Below are 19,904 nucleotides of genomic sequence, written 5' to 3'. Positions count from 1 at the left end.
AGGTGGCTGACCGAGGCTGAGAGGAAGCTGAAGCCCCCTGAAGGGATCTTCAGCTTGGTTTTGCGACTCTTTACCCATGCGCCTGTTGATCGTGGAGGACGAGAAGCGGCTGGCCCTGTCGCTCGCCAGGGGCCTGACGGCCGAGGGGTACGCCGTGGACGTCGTCCACGACGGAAGGGAGGGGCTGCACCAGGCCTCGGAGGGGACGTACGACCTGGTGATCCTCGACATCATGCTGCCCGGCCTCAACGGCTACCGGGTCTGCGCCGCCCTGCGCGCCGCCGGGCACGAGGTGCCGATCCTGATGCTGACCGCCAAGGACGGCGAGTACGACGAGGCCGAGGGGCTCGACACGGGGGCGGACGACTATCTGACCAAGCCCTTCTCGTACGTCGTGCTCGTCGCCCGGATCAAGGCGCTGCTGCGGCGGCGCGGGGTGGGCGCCGGGGCCTCGCCCGTGCATGTGCACGGTGAGCTGAAGGTGGACACGGCTGCCCGGCGGGTGTTCCTGGGGGAGGAGGAGGTCTCCTTGACCACCAAGGAGTTCTCCGTGCTGGAGCATCTCGTGCTGCGGGCCGGGGAGGTCGTGTCCAAGTCCGAGATCCTCGAACACGTGTGGGACTTCGCTTACGAGGGCGACCCGAACATCGTCGAGGTGTACATCAGCACCCTGCGGCGGAAGCTGCGGCCGGGGCTGATCAGGACCGTGCGCGGGGCCGGGTACCGGCTGGAGAAGTCGCCATGAGGCGGCTGTTCGGGTCCGTCCGGGCGCGGGCCACGCTGGGAGCCACGCTCGTGGTCGCGGTGGCGCTGGTCGCGGCCGGGGCCGCCGTGCTGCTGTCGCTGCGGTCCAATCTGATCGGCGAGGCCGGGACACAGGCCGAGCAGTCCGCCCGGGCCGTCGCCTCCGAGCTCGCCGCCGGGACGCCGTACGACAAGCTGTCCGGGCTGGACGGTGACGACGGGCCGGTGCAGGTCCTCGACGAGCACAAGCGGCTGGTCGCGGCCAGTGAGGATCTCCAGCAGATCAGCGGCACCGACTCCGACCAGGTGAAGCCGCAGCCGCCGGCCACGCCCCGCGGGGACGAGGACGACGACGCCGACGAACACGAAGAGGCCCTCGAACCCGGGGAGATCGCCGGGGAGAGCGTCTTCAGCAACGGGTCCGCGACGATCGACGGTGACGAGGAGGACTACCGGTTCGCCGCCGTGGAGGTCGAGACCCAGGACCGGGGGACCCTCAAGGTCTACGCCGGATCGCCGCTGGCCGCCGAGCACGGGGCCGTGCGGACCGCGCTGACGGTGATGCTGATCGGGTTCCCGCTGCTGCTCGGCGTCGTCGCGGGAGTGACCTGGCTGGTCACCCGGCGGGCGCTGCGGCCGGTCGAGGGAATCCGGAGCGAGATGGCCGCGATCACCCAGTCCGAGGACCTCGCGCGGCGCGTCCCGGAGCCGGACACGCACGACGAGATCGCCCGGCTCGCCAGCACCACCAACGAGACGCTCGCGGCGCTGGAGACCTCCGTGGAGCGGCAGCGGCGCTTCGTCGCCGACGCGTCCCACGAGCTGCGGAGTCCCATCGCGTCACTGCGTACGCAGCTGGAGGTGGCCGCCGCGCATCCCGAGCTGCTGGACCTCGACGGGGCCGTGGAGGACACCGTACGGCTCCAGCGGCTCGCCGCCGACCTGCTGCTGCTCGCCCGGCTGGACGCGGGGGAGCGGCCCAACGACGCGGGGGTCGACCTCGCCGCGCTGGCCCGGGAGGAGGCCGAGGGGCGGACCGGTGTGACGGTGGACGCGGAGCCGGTGGAAGTGGCCGGATCGCGGGGGCAGCTGGGTCGGGTGCTGGCCAATCTGCTCGACAACGCCCAGCGGCATGCCCGGTCGGCCGTCACCGTGAGCGTGCGGCGGGAGGGTGACCGGGCCGTCGTCGGCGTGGCCGACGACGGGGACGGGGTTCCCGAGGCCGACCGGGAGCGGATCTTCGAACGGTTCGTACGACTGGACGCCGCCCGCAGCCGGGACGACGGCGGTGCCGGGCTGGGGCTCGCCATCGCCCGGGACGTCGCCGTACGGCACGGCGGCACGCTCACGGCCGGACAGGGGCCCGCAGGCGGAGCCCTGTTCGAACTCCGCCTGCCGCTCGCCTAGGCCCCGCGGCCGGCGCGGGTGTGCCGTTCGGGTCAGGGGCGCCCGCGCTGTCCGCGCAGGTGCTCCGCGATGGGCTTGAGGGCCTTGTCGAGCTCCGTCAGGGCCTCGGGGGACAGCAGGTCGATGAAGTGCCTCCGCACGGACGCCACATGGTGGGGCGCGACCTTCTGCATCGTCGCCATGCCGTGGTCGGTGAGGACCGCGTAGAGCCCCCGGCGGTCGGATTCGCAGTTCTCCCGCCGGACCAGGTTCGCGTTCTCCATGCGCGTGATCTGGTGCGAGAGGCGGCTCTTGGACTGGAGGGTGGCGGAGGCGAGGTCACTCATCCGCATCCGCTGGTCCTCCGACTCGGAGAGGTTCACCAGGATCTCGTAGTCGTTCATTGTCAGTCCGAACGGCTGCAGGTCCTTCTCGAGCTGGTACGTCAACAGCCTGTTGACCTCCAGGTGGGTGCGCCAAGCGCACTGCTCCGCATCGGTCAGCCAGCGCGTGGCCGTCTCGGTCTCCATGAATGAAGTCTACCTAAAAGGTTGAAAGGCGAACTAGTGAGGGTTTTCGTGTGACGGCGCACACCTGCCGAACAGTGGTGCGCAGGCGTTCGATGTCACACTCCGCAGACTACCGCTCACAGCCCGAAGCGACGCTGGAGGTCCCCCAGCTGTCCGGGAAGACGCGGTGCGCCGGATTGACCGGGGTGGGGCCCGGATGCCCCGCCGCCGGGCACACCGGCCTGGTGCGGAACGGTCCCCGTGGCCTGCTCGGCCATCAGGGTCTCGGACGACTGGAGCAGCACCGTGCCGGCGCCGACGAACTCGAACTGGTGCTCCTCGCCGGAGACCCCTCCGAGGCCAGTCAGCGCACGTAGACCGCCCATGACGCCGGTCATGTACCCGTGGTCGTAGTGGTGGCAGGGCGAGGGGCAGTCGGCCCAGCCGACCAGGGCCTGGGGGTCGACCCGGATCGGGGGTTCCATGAACACCACCGGACCGTTCGACGCGGCCACGAACTTTCCGGTTCCGATGAGGGTCAGGAAACCCGGCACGATTGATTGCTTCAGCGCGAGAGTTGGCTGAAAAGCGAGGAGGTTGCCCGAGCGAATGGTCAGGTTGCCGTCCTCGAGGTCGAACGAATTCACGTCGAAGGCCCGGTCGGCGAGGAGCATCTTGCCCGAGCCCTCCGCCACGACCCAGTCGCTGGCGTGCAGTGGCGAATGGAACGACGTACGGACCAGACGGTCCAGCCGGCCGTGCCCGACGCCGTTGAAGTCGATCGAGCCGTAGTAGGCGATCATCTTCCCCTTCTGCAGGAACCACTGGCTCCCCTTCAGTTCCACGCAGAAGGTGTAGGGGTTGACGTTGTCGTCGGGCGGCAGCGACGCCGGGTCGAAGACCGCGGGGCCGGCGCCCGGAGTTCCGTAGGTGCTCACAGCTTCTCCTCCGACGCCTGGACGTACACCGCACCGCTGCCGCTGAGCTCCAGCTGGAACGCCTCGCCCGAGCCACGGCCCACCATGTCGCGCCAGCCCAGGGCGGTGGACAGCTTGTTGCGGACGTCGCCGTGGTGGGCGACGTAGGCCTGCGGGTCCACATGCACCGGCCGCTGGGGTGTGATCGGGATCTCGATCACTCCGCCGTGGGCCAGGACCGCGACGGCCCCGTGCCCCTTCAGCGTGGTCGTGAACAGCCCCTGGCCGCTGACCTGGCCGCGGACCATGCCCATGACGCCGCCCTGCGAGCCGAGGAACATCGTGCCCTGCTGGAGCGAGCCCTCGAAGGCCAGCAGGCGGTCCGCCTCGACGTAGAGCGTGTCGCCGGTGAGCCGGATCACCTGGATGTGATGCCCGCCGTGCCCGAACAGGACCGTGCCGCTGCCCTCCACGGTCATCAGGGGCGTGTCCTCGTCCGCCACCCGGCGCCCGATCATCGACACGATCCCGCCCTGCCCGCCCGCCGTATTGGGCGTGAACGACACCTCACCGCGATACGCGAGCATCGCGCCGCGCTGACTGAACAGCCGCTGACCGGGCGTCACCGTCGCCTCGACCATCTTCGCGTTGATCTCCCGGAAGGCCATGTCACACGTCTCCCGCGATCGTGTTCCGCTCGCTCGGCTGCACGTACACCAGCCCGTCCCCCTCGAACCGCATCTGGAAGGCCTCGCCGCCGCCCTCCCCGAGCAACGTGCGGAACGTCACACCGGACTGGAAGGACTGCCGGAGGTTGCCCTGGTGCGCCACATACGCCCCCGGGTCGACGGTCAGCGGATACTGCGGACTCACCCGCAGCACCACCGCCGGCCCGTCCGACATGATCGCCGCCTGGCCGTGGCCCTCGACGGACGTCGTGAACAGCCCGTTGCCCTGCGAGGCGCCGCGCAGGCCGGTGAACTCGGTGCCCGTGCGCAGCCCGCCGTCGGTCGCGAGCAGGTTGCTCGACTCGACGTAGAGCTTGTCGCCCTGGAGGCCGACCAGGTTGATCTCGGAGGCGCGGTCCGCGAACCAGCAGGTGCCGCGCCCCTTCACCTCCATCAACGTCATCTGCTCACCGGTCAGCCGCCGGGTCACCATGCCCCGGATGCCCTCGCCGCCGCCGCTGAGCTTCTTGAAGGCCATCTCGCCGTCGTACGCGACCATCGAGCCGTTCTTCGCCTTCACGGCATCTCCGGTCATGTCGACGGCGAGCACCTTGTTGCTCTGAAGTCGGAACATCGCCACGTACGGGAAGGTAGCCCCAGGCCGGGCCCTGTGGACAGAGCCCGTGGGTGGAGAAAGTCCCTGATCGCACCCTTAGGGGCCGGGGAGCCGGACCCCGGGCCGAGGGCCCTTCGGCGGTTTGCCACAATGGGCCGGACGCTTGTGCGTGCGTTCACAAACCCTCAGCCTGCCAAGCCCGTCCAGATCCGTTCAGATCCGTTCAGACCGCCGCGTCTCTCCCACCGAAGGTGACCCGTGGACCTCAAGACCGCCACCGCCCTCCGCCGCCTCCGCCTGGTCTCGGCACCCGAGGCGATCTCCTTCCTTCTCCTGCTGGTCTGCTCGGTGCTGAAGCGGACCACGGAGTTCAACGCCGTGCCGGTGATGGGCATGGTGCACGGTGTTCTGTTCGTGCTCTACGTCATCTTCTGGGCCGACGCGTGGAACCGGACGAAGTGGCCGGTGAAGACCGCCGCGCTGTACTTCGTCCTCTCGGTGCTGCCCGCCGGCGGCTTCTTCGCCGACCGCAAGCTGCGGCGTGAGGCCGAGGACGCGGTCATCGCGTCCCGGGCGCGCAAGGAAGGGGCTGTGAGCGCGTGATCGTCGCCTTTTCCGTGACGCCGCTGGGGGTCGGTGAGGACGTGGGGGAGTACGTCGCCGACGCCGTGCGGGTGGTGCGTGAGTCGGGGTTGCCCCACCGGACCGACGCCATGTTCACGACCGTCGAAGGTGACTGGCACGAGGTCATGGACGTCGTCCATCGCGCGGTGGCCGCGGTCGAACGGCGCGCGCCCCGGGTCTCCCTCGTCCTCAAGGCGGACATCCGGCCCGGGGTGACGGATGGTCTGACCTCCAAGGTCGAGACGGTGGAGCGGTATCTCGCCGAGTAGGCGTATCCGAGAACAGAAGCGACGCCGGGAACCCTGGTCCGATGCGGGCCGGGGTTCTTTCGTGTCGAGGCCGGGTGAATCCACAGCCCGGCGTTGGCAGGTGCCCGGCGTCGGTCTGGGGCCGGGTGGGTCCGCAGCCCGGCGTAGCGGGGTGCCTCCCCCACCGCCCACCCGTGCCGCCCTGGGGGCACCTCCCAGGCCCTTAAGGCACTGGGGGAGGCACGCATGCCCGCGGCTGGGGCGGGAGCCACGACGCGCCCGCACCCGCCGGATCACGGAAGGGGACGTGTCGGGGGGTGTCCGCCCGCAGCGGTTGGCGCGTCAACGGACAGTCAGTCGGTATCCGGCCCCATCGCGCCGTTCCGAGGACGGACACCCCCCGGCGCGGCCCCGACCCACCACCGGCGAGAAGGCGCTACGCGCACCCCCACCGAAGCCGATGAGGCTGCCGCAGGCATATGCGTGGCCCCACCCACCTGGACGCCCCCAGTTCGACACCGCGTCAAAGGTCCACTTTTGTATGAGTATCGGGGTATCGGTGCTCCGGTCAGGCCTCAATCACCTGGAGGGCGCTGTGCGGCCGGAGGGCTACGACTACGACTCCTACAGCCGACTCGCCGGACCGCTCACGGAGCCGTCCGGTGAGGAGTACCGGGTGCAGTACGTCTCGCTCCTCGCCCGTGAGCCCCGTCGAATACGAGCCGTCCTCCTGATGTGCCTGGCACCGCTGCTCACCGGCGCCCTGCTGGTCTACCTCGTCTGGCCCACCCACTGGGTGGAACGCGAGGGCGCCCAGCGCTGGCTCATCGGACTCGACGTCACCATGCTGATGGCGATCGGCCTCATCGAGCTCTTCATGCTCGTCAACGTCGCCTCCGTCGCCCACGCCACGATGGTCGCCTGCGACCCCGTCCCCGTCGTCCCCGAACCAGGCACCCGCGTCGCCTTCCTCACCACGTACGTGCCCGGCAAGGAACCCCTCGCCATGGTCCGCGCGACCCTGGAAGGAGCCACCCGCATCCACCACACCGGCCCTCTCGACGTCTGGCTCCTCGACGAGGGCGACGACGCCGAGGTGAAGGCCATGTGCGCGGAACTCGGCGTACGCCACTTCACCCGCCGCGGCATCCCCGAGTGGAACCGCGACACGGGCGTCCACAAGGCCCGCACCAAGCACGGCAACTACAACGCCTGGATCGCCATGCACGGCGACGCGTACGACTTCTTCGCGTCCGTCGACACCGACCACATCCCCATGCCCAACTACCTCGAACGGATGATGGGGTACTTCAGGGACCCCGACGTGGCCTTCGTCGTCGGCCCCCAGGTGTACGGCAACTACCACAACCCCGTCACCAAGGCCGCCGAGTCCCAGCAGTTCCTCTTCCACGCCCTCATCCAGCGCGCGGGCAACCACTACCGCGCCCCCATGTTCGTCGGCACGAACAACGTCGTACGGATCTCCGTCCTCAAACAGATCGGCGGGCTGCACGACTCCATCACCGAGGACATGGCCACCGGCTTCGAGATCCACCAGCACCGCAACCCGGACACCAACCGCTTCTGGCAGTCCGTCTACACCCCGGACGTACTCGCCGTCGGCGAGGGCCCCGCCTCCTGGACCGACTTCTTCACCCAGCAGATGCGCTGGTCGCGCGGCACCTACGAGACGCTCATCACGCAGTACTGGAAGGCGCCCCTCAGCATGCCGCCGGGCCGCCTGCTGTCCTACACGCTCATGCTCGTGTACTACCCGATGACGGCCGTCAACTGGTTCCTCGGGATCTTCAGCTGCTTCCTCTTCCTCTGGTTCGGCGCCTCCGGCACCGAGGTCGCCGTATCGGTCTGGATGATGCTCTACAGCGACGCGGCCGCCTGCCAGATCGGGCTGTACCTGTGGAACCGCCGGCACAACGTCTCACCGCACGAACCGGAGGGCTCGGGCGGCCTGGCCGGCATGGGGATGTCGGCCCTGTCCGCGCCGATCTACCTCAAGTCCCTCACCGAGGCGGTCATGCGCCGCCCCAGCCGGTTCGTCGTCACACCCAAGGGCGACGACGCCTCCCCCGACCAGCTGGCCACCTTCCGTATCCACCTCTTCTGGGCGGCCCTGCTGGCCACGTCCCTGGCCGCCTCGGTGGCCCTGGACCACACGCATGCCGCGATGCGCACCTGGGCCCTGCTCGGCGTGGCCATCTCCCTGGCACCGGCCGCGGTGTGGGCCGCCACGGCCTGGAAGGACCACCGGGAGCGGCAACGGCGGCTCGCCCACGCCGACGCGCAGGCACCGGCGCAGGAACAGGTCCAGGAACAGGCACCCCCGCACCCGCACCCACGCCTGCCGGAGAGCAACGAGCCGGCCCCCGCCCCGGCCCTCGCCACCGCGTCCCCCGCGGTCCCGGTCTCCGGCACCACGACAGGAGGCAGCTAGGCCATGGCCTACCAGCTCTCGCAGAAGACCAAGAAAACCGTCCTGGGCATCGGCGGCATCGCGGTCCTGGCGGGCCTCAACGCCCCGGCCGCGCTGGACTTCGTCTCCACGCAGTACCACGAGTACAAGATCGCCCAGCCGGAGTACATGGCGAAGTACGGCTCCTGGACCCAGCTCGACATCCCGGAGGAGTTCCGCACCAACGCCATCCACGCGGCCCTGCTGCACACGGGCAAGGTGCTGATCGTCGCCGGGTCGGGCAACGAGCAGCGCAAGTTCGACGCGGGCGAGTTCGACACCATCCTGTGGGACCCGGAGAAGAACACCTACAAGAAGATCCCCACCCCGGAGGACTTCTTCTGCGCCGGGCACGCCCAGCTGCCCGACGGCCGGCTGCTGGTGGCCGGCGGCACCGCCCGCTACGAACGCCTGGGCGCCGAGGTGACCCGGGCCGGCGGCGGCATGCGCGTGAAGAACGAGAGCCCCGACAAGGCGGTGTTCCTGAAGAAGGGCACCCGCTTCCGCTCACCGTCCGGCTTCGAGTACGTCACCAAGTTCGACGTCACCGTCCCGAAGGCCAAGCGCAGCCAGAAGATCACGTACAACAGCCGCGGTGTGATGAAGCCCTGGAAGACCAAGGTCACCGCCAGCGAGGCCCGCGTCTGGGTGGATGCCGTGGACAAGGGCTCCCTGTCGGCCACCCGGAAGCAGGCGCAGTACGCCGTCGTCGGCCTGACGGGCAAGGCCGGCGACAACGTGTACGGCCTGTCGGAGAAGATCACCCTCGACAAGCAGGACTTCCAGGGCATCCGCGGCGCCTACGAGTTCGACCCGAAGGCCGAGAAGTACATCCCCGTCGACCCGATGGACAAGGCCCGCTGGTACCCGACGCTCGTCGGCCTCGACGACGGCCGGGTCCTGGCGGTGTCCGGCCTGGACGACGTCGGCATGATCGACCCGGGCGACAACGAGATCTACGACCCGGAGACCAAGAAGTGGACGCCGGGACCCAAGCGGTACTTCCCGACGTACCCCGCCCTGTTCCTCACCAAGGGCGGCAAGCTGTTCTACCCGGCCTCCAACGCCGGGTACGGGCCCGCCGACCGGGGCCGTGAGCCGGGCCTGTGGGACCTGGAGAAGAACACGTTCCGCAAGGTGCCGGGGCTGACGGACCTCGACCAGACCGAGACCTCGGCTTCCCTGCTGCTGCCCCCGGCGCAGGACCAGAAGGTGATGATCATGGGCGGAGGGGGCGTCGGCGAGTCGAGCAAGGCGACCCCGCGCACGGCCGTCGTGGACCTGAACAACGACAAGCCGGCCTTCCGGGACGGCCCCGACCTGCCCCAGGGCACGCGCTACCTGAACAGCGTGATCATGCCGGACGACACGGTGTTCACGTCCAACGGCTCCAGGGACTACCGCGGCCGCAGCGCCAGCAACATCCTCAAGGCGCAGTTCTACGACCCGAAGAGCAACGCCTTCCGGGAGGCCGCAGCGCCGAGGGTGGGCCGCAACTACCACTCCGAGGCGCTGCTGCTGCCCGACGGCAGGATCGCCACCTTCGGCTCCGACCCGCTCTTCGACAACCAGCAGAACACCAAGCTGGGCCACTTCGAGCAGCGCATGGAGGTCTTCACCCCGCCCGCGCTGCACAAGAACCTCCGCAACCGCCCCGTACTGAAGGGCGGTCCGGAGAAGCTGAACAAGGACCACACCATCACGTTCCGTACGGACCATCCGGAACGCGTGGTCGCGGCGCGGCTGATGCGGCCCAGCGCGGTCACGCACACGACCGACGTCGAGCAGCGCTCCATCGAGCTGGACATCACCCGCAAGGGCGGCGCGGTGACGTTCGAGGTGCCCCGCGACCCGGCCCTGGTCCCGCCCGGCTGGTACATGCTGTTCGTGACGGACGGCCAGGGCACGCCCTCGCGGGCCAAGTGGATCCACGTGAAGTGAGCGTGAGCGGAGGGCCGGCTCAGTCCTCCGCGTTGCGCGCCAGCTCCAGGGCGTACTCCGGCCACCAGCGCCCGGCGTCCGGGCCGCCCTCGCAGTCTCCGTCCGACTCGCCGGGCCGCTTGATCCACAGATAGGCGTCCAGGGTCCGTTCGCCGGTGTGGGTCGTGGGCGGGGTGCCGAGCGCCCGGCCCGGCGGGTTGCACCAGACGCCGGGCAGCGGCCCGTTGCCGTTGCGGCTGGTGTCGATGACGAAGTGCTTGCCGTCGAGGGCGTCGGCGAGCCGGAGACCGTACTCCGTGGTCTCGTCGTCGGTCTGGAAGTTGGAGACGTTGAGCGCGAAGCCGTCGGCCTGGTCGATCCCGGCCCGGCGCAGCGGCTCCACCAGCTTGTCCGGCTCCCGGATCCAGTCCGCGTTGCCCGCGTCCAGGTACACCTTGGTGTTCGGCTGTTGTTTCAGCCGGGTGATCGCCTCGCCTAGCAGCTGCTCGCGCTCGGCGTGGTACTCGCCGGGCGTGCAGCCGTCCACCATGTGCGCGACCGCGTCGGGTTCCAGGACGACCAGGGCCTCCGCCTCGCCGAGGGCGTCGGCGAACTGCCCGATCCACTCCCGGTAGGCGTCCGCGTCCTGCGACCCGCCCGCCGAGTGCTGGCCGCAGTCCCGGTGCGGGATGTTGTACGCGACGAAGACCGCCGTCTGCCCCTCGTCGCTCGCGGCCGAGGCCGCCGCCCGCACCGTCGGTGCCGGATCGGTCTCGCCGGGCGGCCACAGCGCGGCCGGCCGGTCGGCGATCCGCCGGATCAACTCGGCGTCGTAATCCCGGTCCTGCTGCTCCCAGAGCCGCGCCTGCTGGGCCGCGGGGCTCTCGGGGTCGACCCAGAAGGGTGAGCCGGCCGTGTAGCCGGCCTTCGTGGTGTCGTCGCCGGTGTCGGCCGTCTCGGCGCGGCCGTGAGCGGACGAGCAGCCCGCAGCGAGACCGAGCACCGAGAGTGCCGCGAGGGCGTGGATCAGCCGTCTCATGCCGCTCCCTGTGAGGAAGGTGACGTTCAGTGATGGAGTCGTTATCAATAGTTACATACTCGTATGAATCGCCATGTAAAGGACATGGCCTCGCCCTGCCCCCGGATGGCGGAGCCGGAGGCGCCGGACCGAAGAGCGAGACGGGGCTGACCACCATGTGACCGGCCGGTAAGGTCTGGTTCGTGCCGAAGCCGCTCAGTCTCTCCTTCGATCCGATCGCGCGCGCCGACGAACGCTGGAAGCAGCGCTGGGGAAACGTGCCGTCCATGGCCGCGATCACCTCGATCATGCGCGCCCAGCAGATCCTTCTCGCCGAGGTCGACTCGGTGGTCAAGCCGTACGGGCTGACGTTCGCGCGCTACGAGGCGCTGGTGCTGCTCACCTTCTCCAAGTCCGGCGAGCTGCCGATGTCCAAGATCGGCGAGCGGCTCATGGTGCACCCCACGTCCGTGACGAACACCGTGGACCGGCTGGTGAGGTCGGGTCTCGTCGGCAAGCGGCCCAACCCCAACGACGGGCGCGGCACCCTCGCCAGCATCACCGAGAAGGGCCGCGAGGTGGTCGAGGCGGCCACCCGTGACCTGATGGCGATGGACTTCGGGCTCGGGGCGTACGACGCCGAGGAGTGCGGGGAGATCTTCGCGATGCTGCGGCCGCTGCGGATCGCGGCGGGGGACTTCGAGGAGCACTGACCCGGGGCAAGATCCCCCGGAACGGGTCGTTACGCTCGACGGCATGAAAAAGAGCGTGCTGACCCGCTACCGCGTGATGGCCTATGTCACCGGCGTGCTGCTGGTCCTGCTGACCCTGGGCATGATCGGCAAGTATGTGCTCGACCTGAACGGCGCGGCCGACTTCACGCGCGTCGTCAGCATCGCGCACGGCTGGCTGTACGTCCTGTACCTGGTCTTCGCCTTCGACCTGGGCTCCAAGGCGAAGTGGCCGGTCGGCAAGCAGGTCTGGGTGCTGCTCGCCGGGACCGTCCCGACGGCCGCCTTCTTCGTCGAGCGCAAGATCAGCCACGAGCTGGAGTCCCGGCTCGCGGAGGACTCGCCCGCGCCCGCCGAGGCGTAGCTCGCGCGACCCCACCGCCGTACGGACGAACGTACGGCGGTCTCCCATCGACATTTACTAGGACGTCCTAGTAAATTCGAAGGTATGGACGCTGACGCCATCGAGGAGGGCCGCCGTCGCTGGCAGGCCCGGTACGACGCCGCGCGCAAGCGCGAGGCCGACTTCACCACGCTCTCCGGCGACCCCGTGGAGCCGGTGTACGGGCCGCGGCCCGGAGACAGGTACGACGGGTTCGAGCGGATCGGGTGGCCCGGGGAGTACCCCTACACCCGCGGCCTGTACGCGACCGGCTACCGAGGGCGCACGTGGACCATCCGGCAGTTCGCCGGGTTCGGCAACGCCGAGCAGACCAACGAGCGCTACAAGATGATCCTCGGCAACGGCGGAGGCGGGCTCTCGGTCGCCTTCGACATGCCGACGCTCATGGGCCGCGACTCCGACGACCCGCGCTCCCTGGGCGAGGTCGGGCACTGCGGTGTCGCCATCGACTCGGCCGCCGACATGGAGATCCTGTTCAAGGACATCCCGCTGGGCGACGTCACGACGTCGATGACCATCAGCGGCCCGGCCGTCCCCGTCTTCTGCATGTACCTGGTCGCCGCCGAACGCCAGGGCGTCGACCCGGCCGTCCTGAACGGCACGCTCCAGACGGACATCTTCAAGGAGTACATCGCCCAGAAGGAGTGGCTCTTCCAGCCCGAGCCGCACCTGCGGCTCATCGGCGACCTGATGGAGCACTGCGCGGCCGGCATCCCCGCGTACAAGCCGCTGTCCGTCTCCGGCTACCACATCCGCGAGGCCGGGGCGACGGCCGCGCAGGAGCTGGCGTACACGCTCGCGGACGGCTTCGGGTACGTGGAACTGGGGCTCTCGCGCGGCCTGGACGTCGACGTCTTCGCCCCCGGGCTCTCCTTCTTCTTCGACGCGCACGTCGACTTCTTCGAGGAGATCGCCAAGTTCCGCGCGGCGCGCCGGATCTGGGCGCGGTGGATGCGGGACGTGTACGGGGCGAAGAGCGAGAAGGCGCAGTGGCTGCGCTTCCACACCCAGACGGCCGGCGTCTCCCTCACCGCGCAGCAGCCGTACAACAACGTCGTACGGACGGCCGTGGAGGCCCTGGCGGCCGTGCTCGGCGGGACCAACTCGCTGCACACCAACGCCCTCGACGAGACGCTCGCACTGCCCAGCGAGCAGGCGGCGGAGATCGCGCTGCGGACGCAGCAGGTGCTGATGGAGGAGACCGGGGTCGCCAACGTGGCCGATCCGCTGGGTGGTTCCTGGTACGTCGAGCAGCTCACCGACCGGATCGAGGCGGACGCGGAGAAGATCTTCGAGCAGATAAGGGAGCGGGGGCTGCGGGCCCACCCCGACGGGCAGCACCCGATCGGGCCGATCACCTCCGGGATCCTGCGCGGCATCGAGGACGGATGGTTCACCGGGGAGATCGCCGAGTCGGCGTTCCAGTACCAGCGGGCGCTGGAGAAGGGCGACAAGCGGGTCGTCGGGGTCAACGCCCACCACGGGTCCGTGACCGGGGATCTGGAGATCCTGCGGGTCAGTCACGAGGTGGAGCGGGAGCAGGTGCGGGTGCTCGGCGGGCGGAAGGCGGGGCGTGACGATGCCGCTGTGCGTAGCGCGCTGGACGGGATGCTGGCTGCTGCGCGGAGTGGCGCGAACATGATCGAGCCGATGCTGGTGGCTGTGCGCGCCGAGGCGACGCTGGGGGAGATCTGTGGGGTGCTGCGGGACGAATGGGGGGTGTACACGGAGCCTGCCGGGTTCTGAGTGCTCGGTGTTGGTGCTGGGGGCGGGTGGGTGCGCGGCCCGGCGTGGCGGGGTGCCTCCCCCACTCTCGGCTTCGCTCGAGCGGGGGGACCCCCACCGCCCACCCATGCCGCCCTGGGGGCACCTCCCAGGCCCTTAAGGCACTGGGGGAGGCACGCATGCCCGCAGCTGGGTGACTAGGCCAGTCCCTGGAGCAGAATCCGTGTGAAGCTGCGGACCCACTCCTCGTCCGCCGGTTCCGCGCTGACCAGGGTGCGGTGGACCACCGCACCCGCCACCATGTCGAAGATCAGGTCTGCCGTGCGGGCCGCCGACTCGGGGTCCGGCTCGGGCGGCAGCTCGCCCCTCGCCTGGGCCCGGGAGCGGCCCTCCAGGACCAGGCGCTTCTGGCGCTCGACCACCGACGCGCGGATGCGTTCGCGCAGGGCGTCGTCGCGGGTGGCCTCCGCGACCACCGCCATCAGGCCGCTCTTCGCCTCCGGGCGGGCCAGGATCATGGCGAACTGGAGGACGACGCCCTCGATGTCCGCGGCCAGCGAGCCGCTGTCCGGCAGCTCCAGCTCGTCGAAGAGCTCCGCCACCGCATCGACGACCAGCTCGTTCTTGCCCGCCCAGCGGCGATAGAGGGTCGTCTTCGCAACCCCGGCGCGGGTCGCGACATCTCCCAGGGTGAGTTTGGACCAGCCCAGTTCCACCAGCGCCGCCCGGGTGGCGGCCAGGATCGCGGCGTCCGCCGCGGCGCTGCGCGGGCGCCCCGTGCGGCTGGCTGGGCTGCGGCTCTGCATGCCATGACCATAACGGGCGGTTCCTGTGTGGCCGTGAGGGAGATCACCGGGGGGTGGTGGTCCGGCGGCCCGGCGTGGCATTACGCTACGTCTCGTAGCGAAAGCCCGTGAAGGACGTACGCGGGCTTCGAAGACATGGCGTGGGGTGGGGACCCGGCGCCGAACGGGACCCGACCAGCCCGGCTTTCACGCCGTTTTTCACACGCGCGCGCAGTACGGGGGAGGATAGACGCATGCAGCCACGGAACATGTCCATGAGCGGAGTCGTCGACCTCGCCGCGGTGAAGGCGGCCCAGGAGGCCAAGGCGAAGGCGGAGCAGGCACGTGCCCAAGCCGCCCGGGACGGCGGTGCGGGGGGAATCTCCCCGGCCGACCTCGTCATCGACGTCGATGAGGCGGGGTTCGAGAGCGATGTCCTGCAGCGGTCCGCCGAAGTGCCCGTCGTCATCGACTTCTGGGCCGAGTGGTGTCAGCCCTGCAAGCAGCTGAGCCCGCTCCTGGAGCGGCTGGCCGTCGAGTACAACGGCCGCTTCCTGCTCGCCAAGATCGATGTCGATGCCAACCAGATGCTGATGCAGCAGTTCGGCATCCAGGGGATCCCCGCGGTGTTCGCGGTCGTCGCGGGGCAGGCGCTGCCGCTCTTCCAGGGGGCCGCGGGCGAGGAGCAGATCCGGGGAACCCTGGACCAGCTGGTGCAGGTCGCCGAGCAGCGCTTCGGTCTGACCGGCCTCACCGTCGACCCCGACGCCGAGGCGGGTGACGCCCAGGCGGCTCCCGAGCGCCCGGCCGGTCCGTACGACGGGCTCCTCGAAGCCGCCGTGCAGGCGCTGGACTCGGGTGACCTGAACGGTGCCATCCAGGCGTACAGGAACGTACTGAACGAGGAGCCGGCCAACGAGGAGGCCAAACTGGGTCTCGCCCAGGCCGAGTTGCTCCAGCGGGTGCAGGGCGTCGACCCGCAGCAGGTCCGCAAGGACGCGGCCGACAAGCCGGCCGATGTGCGGGCGCAGATCGCCGCCGCCGACCTGGATCTGGTGGGCGGTCATGTCGAGGACGCTTTCGGCCGTCTGATCGAGACGGTGCAGCGCACGGTGGGTGACGACCGGGACACCCTGCGGATGCGGCTGCTGGAGCTGTTCGAGGTGGTCGGACCCGAGGACCCGCGGGTGATCGCGGCGCGCAGGGCCCTGGCACGCGCCCTGTTCTGACCAGTCGTTAAACACGCGGGCTTGTGGTGCCCACGTGAAAGATTTGCCCTCGGAACGTCACTGCGGCCGCGCTTTACCAAAACTTGGTAATCGCGGCCGCTGTTACTGCGAGTAAGTCACGGGCGTTGATCTGTCGGTTTCTGTCCATCGATCAACAGCTTTGTACCGCCGGTGGGGAACACCCTGCGTCGTCGGCCGAGACCGATGGGTCGTTGTTCGGTTATACGGCCGTTACTAGCCAGTAACGAACCCCCTTGTGCGGGCGGCGAGAATGCACCACGATCGGCCACGCTCGGTCCATTCCCGTACCCCGGCAGCCGGTTGGGTCGCGGGACATCCTGGGTCCCCACCGAGCAGAGCCGGCGGCAGTGGCGCCGGCTCTTGGACAGGGGGGTCTTCGCCCACCCGGCGAAGCCTGTCCAGCAGGGTTGTGCGTGATGCGTGTCAGGCGCGACCAGTGGTTGTCGCTCGGGGGTGATCGCCGGTGATTCGGGCGCTAGTTGCGCCGCCGAGTGCAGGCGCTCTCCTTCCCGAGGACGTAGCACTTCTCCCATCCCTGCCCGGCTGAGCCGCTACTTGGGGCGAGTCGGGACAGGAGATGTACGTCCGAGAAGGAGGAAATATGGAGTCCCAGGTGCGTGGCGGGACCAGATGGAAGCGGTTCGCTGTGGTCATGGTGCCCAGCGTCGCCGCTGCGGCATGTGTGGGTGTCGGTCTCGCACAGGGTGCGCTGGCTGCTTCGTTCAGCGTTTCCGGCCAGCAGTTCAAGGTGTCGGCCAATCACCTGCACGGTGAGGGTTTCGCGCAGTACGGCGGAATCGACACTGTCTACACCTCGCCCGAGGGCAAGGACAAGAAGCCGGTTCCCGTCGCGATCTCGTCGTTCGACAACGCGACGATCAGCAAGATGTGCCAGTCGGTCGCGACGCCGATCCCCCTCATAGGCAAGACGGTCTACCTCCGTCTTGAGGCGGGGAACGACGCCAAGAAGCCGGTCACGGCCGAGAACCTCTACATCGACGTCGCCCAGCTCGACGCCGATGCGGAGTTCAAGAACATCGACATCGGCGTCGCGGTCAAGGACAAGACCCGCGGCCCCGCGGTGAAGAAGGGCGAGAACGTGCTGCCGGGCGGTTTCGCCCAGCAGGCGGAAACGGCCGACCTCACCGGTGTCGAGCAGACGGCGTGGGCGACCACGGCGGGCACGTTCAAGCTCAGCGGCCTGTCGATGAAGCTCGGCATGGACAAGGGCATGGAGTGCTTCTGACGGCCTCCGTCCCACGGGTGTCCGGGGGCGGCTGACCCGCCCCCTTCGAGGGGCGGGGAGGCCGTCACTTCCCCGCCCCTCGGGCCCGGCTCCGCGCCGGGCCACTTCACAGACTTAGACTTTCCGGCTTCTCCACGCCTACGGCCGAGCCGGTACGTACCTCCACCGGACCGAGGGAGCTGTTTTCCATGAGTGCCGAGACTCCGGTCCAGAGCGCCGGGACTTTCGCCCGGCTGCGTCGGCGATTCCGTGACTGGCGGGGCACCCGGCCGTTCTGGGCAGGCCTGTTCACCATCCTCGGCGGGGTGCCGATCGCCTACTTCCCCTACGCCACCCTCAAGCTGGGGACCATGTCGCTCACCATGGCGACCACCGCGGGTGCCGGCTCCCTCATCATCGGGGTCCTGCTGATCACGCTGGGTCTGACCATGTGGTTCCAGCAGGCGACGCGGGTCTTCGCCGGTGTCGCGGCGATCATCCTCGCCCTGGTGTCGCTGGTGGTCTCCAACATCGGAGGCTTCCTCATCGGCTTCCTGCTGGCGATGCTCGGCGGTGCCCTCGCCGTCGCCTGGGTGCCGGGCAAGACGGAGGACACGGGGAAGGGGCACCGGGCGGCCGGTCAGGGACCGACGGGAGAAGGAGCCGTGGAGCCCTCTCCCGAGAGCCCGGCCGGTGAGACGGGCGGGACGCACCCTCCGTACGGGACCGGCGACGGCGGTCCGGCGGACGGCGTCCGGTCCGAGGCCCACAACGGGGGGTACCGTGTCGGCTGACCCCCGCGACGGTTCTCCCGCCGCCCAGGCGAAAGCGAGAACGGGGCCACGTCACGCGGCTCCCAAGAAGCCGCTCTTCACCCGGTTCCAGATGCCCGCCGGCAAGGCGATAGCCATGGCGGCGATGCCCACCGCCGTCCTCATGGGCATGGGATTCACCCCGACGCTCGCCCTCGCCGACGAGCAGCCGTCGACCTCCAACAGCCTGAAGGCCGACGAGTACAAGGACTGCCTCGCGGCGATGGAGGACGACAAGGACGGCGCCTCCCCGTCGCCCTCGGCGAGCGAGAGCGAGGCCGCGGGCGACGAGGACAAGGACGCGTCCGAGCCGACTCCCTCGGCGTCCGCCGGTTCGGGCACGGGTGCGGACAAGGACGACTCGTCCTCTTCGTCGGATTCAGGTTCCGACGACAAGGGCGACAAGACCGAGCCCACCCCGACCCCTTCGGCATCCGAGGGCGCGTCGGGCGAGGACGACGAGGCGACGCCCAGCCCGTCGGAGTCCAAGAGCGGCGGCAACGTCCTCGAGGACATCGGCGAGGCGATCGGCGGCATCTTCAAGGGCGGCAAGTCCACCGAGAGCCCGAGCCCGACGCCCTCCGCGTCCGCCTCGCCGTCCGGCGACACGGGCGAGGCCGAGGACACCGAGACGTCCTCGGACGCGAGCGGGGACGACGCTTCCGACGCCGTCAAGAAGACGACCGACACGGTCGAGGACACCGTCAAGGACACGACGGACGCGGCGTCGAAGGCGGCCGGGGACACGAGCAAGGCTGTCGAGAAGGCGGCCGAGGACGCGGCGGAGAAGGCCACCGCCTCTCCCAGCCCGTCCGCGAGCCCCTCCGTGGACCCCGAGGACTGCCCGGCCGCCACGGACGCCGAGGGCGGGGTGGACAACGAACTCCTCGTCCCCGACGAGCCCTGGCGCCTGGAGGCCAGTTCGCTGACGCTGAAGGGTGCCGACTACCAGGGCATCGTCCAGGTGAAGACCGCGAGCGGCGCCACCAAGAAGGTCCTGAAGTACGTCATCAACGACGGGACCGACATCGGCGACCTGCACCAGCTCGTCACGGACAAGCAGTCCGGCAAGACCCACCACGTCCAGGCGGCGAAGGGCTCGAAGTCCACCATCACCGACGGCAAGACGGTGATGTACACGGAGAAGATCTCGGGCAACCTGCTCGGCCTGATCCCGGTCACCTTCGACCCGGAGCACCCGCCGCCCCTGAACATCCCGCTGATCTACTTCACCAACGTGAAGGTCGTCCAGGCCGGCCAGTTCGGCGGCACGCTGACCGTGCCGGGGCTGCACCAGTACGTGACCGACTGACCGGGTCTTCTCCCGGAGCCGCGAAAGAACTGTGCCCCGCCGGGCCGCGACCAGGCGGGGCACAGTGCTGTGCGGGCTACTTCGCCGGCCTGAGGGCCTCCACGGCCGCCTGCCGGATCCTCTTGGTCCGGCCCTTCCGGGAGACGACGTGCAGGACCGCCGTGTCGGAGGCCGCCTGCACGGCCCTCAGCTGCAGCCAGTCGGACCAGCCGTCGATGAGGTCGAGGATCCGCACCCATCGTTCGCGTTCGTCCGCGGGTACCCGTTCGAGTACCTCGCCGACGACCCCGGATGCCAGGGGCCCGTCCGGCTCCAGGGACAGCGCCTCGAACAGCAGCGGCAGTGCGCCGGGGGCCTTCATCGCAGCACGGTAGAGAGACCAGCGGTCGTGCCCGTCGGCGAAGGGCGCCTCGGCTTCGGTGCGGCCGGCGGCCCGGCCGAGCCGTCGCAGCAGCTCGACCAGGGCCGGGGAGGGTTCAGCAACCACGCGACTCGTGCCTCTCGATGGACACTCGGATGTTCTCCCTGATGGTGCGGATGC

Annotated in this window: 20 protein-coding genes; 13 read left to right on the top strand and 7 right to left on the bottom strand. The window is 69.6% G+C overall.

Going from position 1 to position 19,904, the window contains the following annotated elements; all coding sequences use genetic code 11:
* Nucleotides 1-76 precede the first annotated feature (76 nt).
* Nucleotides 77-745 carry a response regulator transcription factor gene (locus tag ACFT4A_RS22765; RefSeq protein ID WP_382832837.1) on the top strand — a complete coding sequence of 223 codons (669 nt, stop codon included), beginning with the start codon at nucleotides 77-79 and terminating at the stop codon, nucleotides 743-745.
* Complete coding sequence (locus ACFT4A_RS22760) at nucleotides 742-2,151, top strand: sensor histidine kinase (protein WP_382832835.1); 1,410 nt, start codon at nucleotides 742-744, stop codon at nucleotides 2,149-2,151. Before ACFT4A_RS22765 ends, ACFT4A_RS22760 begins: the two co-directional genes overlap by 4 nt.
* A gap of 32 nt (nucleotides 2,152-2,183) precedes the next feature.
* On the opposite strand, the gene ACFT4A_RS22755 is transcribed toward ACFT4A_RS22760, so the two are convergent.
* The 4 genes from ACFT4A_RS22755 to ACFT4A_RS22740 all read right to left on the bottom strand — a co-directional run bounded on the left by ACFT4A_RS22755 (nucleotide 2,184) and on the right by ACFT4A_RS22740 (nucleotide 4,858).
* Nucleotides 2,184-2,660 (bottom strand): MarR family winged helix-turn-helix transcriptional regulator, encoded by a 477-nt coding sequence (locus ACFT4A_RS22755; RefSeq protein WP_184590382.1) that lies wholly within the window; start codon nucleotides 2,658-2,660, stop codon nucleotides 2,184-2,186.
* A 116-nt stretch (nucleotides 2,661-2,776) separates the two neighbouring features.
* On the bottom strand, nucleotides 2,777-3,577 hold the full coding sequence (locus ACFT4A_RS22750) for an AIM24 family protein (protein ID WP_382832833.1): 801 nt from the start codon (nucleotides 3,575-3,577) through the stop codon (nucleotides 2,777-2,779).
* Nucleotides 3,574-4,224 carry an AIM24 family protein gene (locus ACFT4A_RS22745; RefSeq protein WP_382832831.1) on the bottom strand — a complete coding sequence of 217 codons (651 nt, stop codon included), beginning with the start codon at nucleotides 4,222-4,224 and terminating at the stop codon, nucleotides 3,574-3,576. Before ACFT4A_RS22745 ends, ACFT4A_RS22750 begins: the two co-directional genes overlap by 4 nt.
* 1 nt (nucleotide 4,225) lies before the next feature.
* Nucleotides 4,226-4,858, bottom strand: coding sequence for an AIM24 family protein (locus ACFT4A_RS22740; RefSeq protein WP_184591833.1), 633 nt, complete (start codon nucleotides 4,856-4,858; stop codon nucleotides 4,226-4,228).
* Between the two features lie 240 nt (nucleotides 4,859-5,098).
* On the opposite strand from ACFT4A_RS22740, the gene ACFT4A_RS22735 reads away from it, so the two are divergent.
* The 4 genes from ACFT4A_RS22735 to ACFT4A_RS22720 all read left to right on the top strand — a co-directional run bounded on the left by ACFT4A_RS22735 (nucleotide 5,099) and on the right by ACFT4A_RS22720 (nucleotide 10,123).
* The gene (locus tag ACFT4A_RS22735) at nucleotides 5,099-5,443 is read left to right on the top strand and encodes a DUF3817 domain-containing protein (protein ID WP_382832829.1); all 345 of its coding nucleotides are present in this window, start codon (nucleotides 5,099-5,101) and stop codon (nucleotides 5,441-5,443) included.
* A complete protein-coding gene (locus ACFT4A_RS22730; protein WP_382832827.1) occupies nucleotides 5,440-5,733 on the top strand; it encodes an MTH1187 family thiamine-binding protein in 294 nt (97 codons plus the stop codon). The genes ACFT4A_RS22735 and ACFT4A_RS22730 overlap by 4 nt, the downstream gene beginning before the upstream one ends.
* Nucleotides 5,734-6,307: 574 nt before the next feature.
* Nucleotides 6,308-8,164, top strand: a complete 1,857-nt coding sequence (locus ACFT4A_RS22725; protein WP_382832950.1) for a glycosyltransferase family 2 protein — start codon at nucleotides 6,308-6,310, stop codon at nucleotides 8,162-8,164.
* Between the two features lie 3 nt (nucleotides 8,165-8,167).
* Nucleotides 8,168-10,123, top strand: a complete 1,956-nt coding sequence (locus ACFT4A_RS22720; protein WP_382832825.1) for a galactose oxidase-like domain-containing protein — start codon at nucleotides 8,168-8,170, stop codon at nucleotides 10,121-10,123.
* Between the two features lie 19 nt (nucleotides 10,124-10,142).
* Here the strand turns inward: ACFT4A_RS22720 and ACFT4A_RS22715 are convergent, their stop codons facing one another.
* The gene (locus ACFT4A_RS22715) at nucleotides 10,143-11,141 is read right to left on the bottom strand and encodes a glycoside hydrolase family 6 protein (protein WP_382832823.1); all 999 of its coding nucleotides are present in this window, start codon (nucleotides 11,139-11,141) and stop codon (nucleotides 10,143-10,145) included.
* A 182-nt stretch (nucleotides 11,142-11,323) separates the two neighbouring features.
* On the opposite strand from ACFT4A_RS22715, the gene ACFT4A_RS22710 reads away from it, so the two are divergent.
* From ACFT4A_RS22710 to ACFT4A_RS22700, 3 genes are all read left to right on the top strand, one after another.
* Nucleotides 11,324-11,833, top strand: a complete 510-nt coding sequence (locus ACFT4A_RS22710; RefSeq protein ID WP_382832821.1) for a MarR family winged helix-turn-helix transcriptional regulator — start codon at nucleotides 11,324-11,326, stop codon at nucleotides 11,831-11,833.
* A gap of 43 nt (nucleotides 11,834-11,876) precedes the next feature.
* Complete coding sequence (locus ACFT4A_RS22705; protein ID WP_382832819.1) at nucleotides 11,877-12,215, top strand: DUF3817 domain-containing protein; 339 nt, start codon at nucleotides 11,877-11,879, stop codon at nucleotides 12,213-12,215.
* Nucleotides 12,216-12,299: 84 nt separating this feature from the next.
* Nucleotides 12,300-14,000, top strand: coding sequence for a methylmalonyl-CoA mutase (locus tag ACFT4A_RS22700; RefSeq protein WP_382832817.1), 1,701 nt, complete (start codon nucleotides 12,300-12,302; stop codon nucleotides 13,998-14,000).
* 176 nt (nucleotides 14,001-14,176) lie between these two features.
* On the opposite strand, the gene ACFT4A_RS22695 is transcribed toward ACFT4A_RS22700, so the two are convergent.
* A complete protein-coding gene (locus ACFT4A_RS22695; RefSeq protein ID WP_382832815.1) occupies nucleotides 14,177-14,785 on the bottom strand; it encodes a TetR/AcrR family transcriptional regulator in 609 nt (202 codons plus the stop codon).
* Nucleotides 14,786-15,018: 233 nt separating this feature from the next.
* Here ACFT4A_RS22695 and ACFT4A_RS22690 point away from each other — a divergent pair, with 233 nt between their 5' ends.
* From ACFT4A_RS22690 to ACFT4A_RS22675, 4 genes are all read left to right on the top strand, one after another.
* Nucleotides 15,019-15,993 (top strand): tetratricopeptide repeat protein, encoded by a 975-nt coding sequence (locus ACFT4A_RS22690; protein ID WP_382832813.1) that lies wholly within the window; start codon nucleotides 15,019-15,021, stop codon nucleotides 15,991-15,993.
* A 622-nt stretch (nucleotides 15,994-16,615) separates the two neighbouring features.
* On the top strand, nucleotides 16,616-17,260 hold the full coding sequence (locus tag ACFT4A_RS22685) for a DUF6230 family protein (RefSeq protein WP_382832811.1): 645 nt from the start codon (nucleotides 16,616-16,618) through the stop codon (nucleotides 17,258-17,260).
* A 188-nt stretch (nucleotides 17,261-17,448) separates the two neighbouring features.
* Nucleotides 17,449-18,033 carry a DUF6114 domain-containing protein gene (locus ACFT4A_RS22680; protein WP_382832809.1) on the top strand — a complete coding sequence of 195 codons (585 nt, stop codon included), beginning with the start codon at nucleotides 17,449-17,451 and terminating at the stop codon, nucleotides 18,031-18,033.
* Between the two features lie 91 nt (nucleotides 18,034-18,124).
* Nucleotides 18,125-19,363, top strand: a complete 1,239-nt coding sequence (locus tag ACFT4A_RS22675) for a hypothetical protein (RefSeq protein ID WP_382832807.1) — start codon at nucleotides 18,125-18,127, stop codon at nucleotides 19,361-19,363.
* Nucleotides 19,364-19,439: 76 nt separating this feature from the next.
* Here ACFT4A_RS22675 and ACFT4A_RS22670 read toward each other — a convergent pair whose 3' ends face one another.
* Nucleotides 19,440-19,850: a hypothetical protein gene (locus ACFT4A_RS22670; RefSeq protein WP_382832805.1), complete on the bottom strand. Its 411-nt coding sequence runs from the start codon at nucleotides 19,848-19,850 to the stop codon at nucleotides 19,440-19,442.
* Nucleotides 19,851-19,904 lie beyond the last annotated feature (54 nt).

The organism is Streptomyces sp. NPDC057099 (genome assembly GCF_042671245.1).
Classification (GTDB): domain Bacteria; phylum Actinomycetota; class Actinomycetes; order Streptomycetales; family Streptomycetaceae; genus Streptomyces; species Streptomyces purpurascens.
The sequence above is the reverse complement of the archived record's forward strand: the minus strand, read 5'-3'. Positions and strand labels throughout refer to the sequence as shown.